Source organism: Gammaproteobacteria bacterium CG11_big_fil_rev_8_21_14_0_20_46_22 (assembly GCA_002796245.1).
GTDB lineage: Bacteria > Pseudomonadota > Gammaproteobacteria > UBA12402 > UBA12402 > 1-14-0-20-46-22.
The window spans coordinates 1-2,943 of record PCWT01000054.1 but is presented as its reverse complement, the minus strand read 5'-3'; the positions used below and the strand labels follow the sequence as shown (position 1 = coordinate 2,943).

Here is a 2,943-nt window from a genome sequence, read left to right as displayed (position 1 = left end):
GTACGGTCGCAAGATTAAAACTCAAAGGAATTGACGGGGGCCCGCACAAGCGGTGGAGCATGTGGTTTAATTCGATGCAACGCGAAGAACCTTACCTAGCCTTGACATCCCTGGGAGGCGCTAGAGATAGTGCCGTGCCTTCGGGAACCAGGTGACAGGTGCTGCATGGCTGTCGTCAGCTCGTGTCGTGAGATGTTGGGTTAAGTCCCGTAACGAGCGCAACCCCTATCCTTAGTTGCCAGCACGTAAAGGTGGGAACTCTAAGGAGACTGCCGGTGATAAACCGGAGGAAGGTGGGGATGACGTCAAGTCATCATGGCCCTTATGGCTAGGGCTACACACGTGCTACAATGGGCAGTACAGTAGGTTGCGAAGCGGCGACGTGGAGCTAATCCTAAAAACTGTTCGTAGTCCGGATTGGAGTCTGAAACTCGACTCCATGAAGTTGGAATCGCTAGTAATCGCAAATCAGAATGTTGCGGTGAATACGTTCCCGGGCCTTGTACACACCGCCCGTCACACCACGGAAGTGGGTTGTACCAGAAGCAGCTAGGCTAACCTTCGGGAGGCCGGCTACCACGGTATGATTCATGACTGGGGTGAAGTCGTAACAAGGTAACCGTAGGGGAACCTGCGGTTGGATCACCTCCTTAAATTTATATAGCTACGCGCTGTGCTCATTAAAATTGCTGCTTAATTTAAAAAGATTGTATGAACTTCATAGTTCAACTCAACGGCGAAGGGGCCTGTAGCTCAGTTGGTTAGAGCGCACCCCTGATAAGGGTGAGGTCGGAAGTTCAAGTCTTCCCAGGCCCACCACAATATGGGGCCATAGCTCAGCTGGGAGAGCACCTGCTTTGCACGCAGGGGGTCGGGAGTTCGATTCTCCCTGGCTCCAGATCATTTTAATAAGCCTCAGGTTTATTAAAATGATCTCAATAGATCGGCTGGTCAGTGTTAAATCACTCGCCAGGGTAAAGAAGTGGTTCTTTAACAATTTGGCAAATTCAACAACACATGCATATATAGCGAGATTCAATTTGAAATTTTGTTGATCGAAAGATTAACAAGTTCTCTCTTAGACGCGTATTCCCGATTATTTGGGAATATATGGTTAAGTGAATAAGCGCACATGGTGGATGCCTTGGCAGTAAGAGGCGATGAAGGACGTTGTAGCCTGCGAAAAGCATCGGGGAGTTGGCAAACAAGCTTTGATCCGATGATGTCCGAATGGGGAAACCCAACCAGTTTACTGGTTACTTTGCACTGAATTCATAGGTGCAAAGAGCAAACCCGGAGAAGTGAAACATCTCAGTACCCGGAGGAAAAGAAATCAACCGAGATTCCGTTAGTAGCGGCGAGCGAACGCGGAGCAGCCCAGACACATCAACCTATCACATTGTAGAAGAACAAGCTGGAAAGCTTGGCCGCAGATGGTGATAGCCCAGTATTTGAAATACTGTGATAGGGGGTGTCGATGAGTAGGTCGGGACACGTGTAATCCTGACTGAAGATAGGGGGACCATCCTCTAAGGCTAAATACTCCTTACTGACCGATAGTGAACCAGTACCGTGAGGGAAAGGCGAAAAGAACCCCTACTAGGGGAGTGAAATAGAACCTGAAACCGTGTGCGTACAAGCAGTGGGAGCACCCTTGTGGTGTGACTGCGTACCTTTTGTATAATGGGTCAGCGACTTATTTTCAGTGGCAAGGTTAACCGGAAAGGGGAGCCGTAGGGAAACCGAGTCTTAATAGGGCGACTAGTCTCTGGGAATAGACCCGAAACCAAGTGATCTATCCATGGTCAGGGTGAAGGTCAGGTAACACTGATTGGAGGCCCGAACCCACTAACGTTGAAAAGTTACGGGATGAACTGTGGATAGGAGTGAAAGGCTAATCAAACTTGGTGATAGCTGGTTCTCCTCGAAAGCTATTGAGGTAGCGCCTCGCGTGTTTACTCTCGGGGGTAGAGCACTGTTTCGGTCTCGGGGGGCGTCAAGCCTTACCGATCCGATGCAAACTTCGAATACCGAGAAGTACAGCGCGGGAGACACACGGCGGGTGATAAGGTCCGTCGTGAAGAGGGAAACAGCCCAGACCGCCAGCTAAGGTCCCCAAATCATAGTTAAGTGGAAAACGTTGTGGGAAGGCGAAGACAGCTAGGAGGTTGGCTTAGAAGCAGCCACCCTTTAAAGAAAGCGTAATAGCTCACTAGTCGAGTCGGCCTGCGCGGAAGATTTACCGGGGCTAAAACTATGTACCGAAGCTGCGGATTCAAGATTTATCTTGAGTGGTAGAGGAGCGTTCTGTAAGTCTGTGAAGGTGAGTCGAGAGGCTTGCTGGAGATATCAGAAGTGCGAATGCTGACATGAGTAACGATAAAGAGGGTGAGAGTCCCTCTCGCCAGAAGTCTAAGGTTTCCTGCTCAACGTAATTCGGAGCAGGGTGAGTCGGCCCCTAAGGCGAGGCAGAAATGCGTAGTCGATGGGAAACAGGTTAATATTCCTGTACTTATTTATATTGCGATGGGGTGACGGAGAAGGCTAGGTCAGCCAGCGATTGGTTGTGCTGGTTTAAGGCTGTAGGGAGAGTGATTTGGTAAATCCGGTCGCTCAATCCTGAGAGTCGATGACGACTGATCTTTTAGATCAGGAAGTGATTGATGCCATGCTTCCAGGAAAAGCCTCTAAGCTTCAGATATAAATGAACCGTACTAAAACCGACACAGGTAGACAGGTAGAGAATACCAAGGCGCTTGAGAGAACTCGGGTGAAGGAACTAGGCAAAATGGCACCGTAACTTCGGGAGAAGGTGCGCCCTCATTAGGTGTAAGTCCTTGCGACTGAAGCCGAAGGGGGTCGAAGATACCAGGTGGCTGAGACTGTTTATTAAAAACACAGCACTCTGCAAACACGTAAGTGGACGTATAGGGTGTGACGCCT

General features: G+C 49.6%; 2 tRNA genes and 2 rRNA genes (1 of these 4 only partly in view). All 4 read left to right on the top strand.

The annotated features are described in order from the left end of the window. Positions 1 to 655 (top strand): 16S ribosomal RNA (locus COV52_07655) (it extends 776 nt beyond the left edge of the window). Positions 656 to 742: 87 nt separating this feature from the next. Further along, positions 743 to 819: transfer RNA gene (locus COV52_07650), tRNA-Ile, on the top strand. A 6-nt stretch (positions 820 to 825) separates the two neighbouring features. Beyond that, a tRNA-Ala gene (locus COV52_07645) sits at positions 826 to 898 on the top strand. A 208-nt stretch (positions 899 to 1,106) separates the two neighbouring features. Next, positions 1,107 to 2,943, top strand: a 23S ribosomal RNA gene (locus tag COV52_07640); the annotation flags it as partial.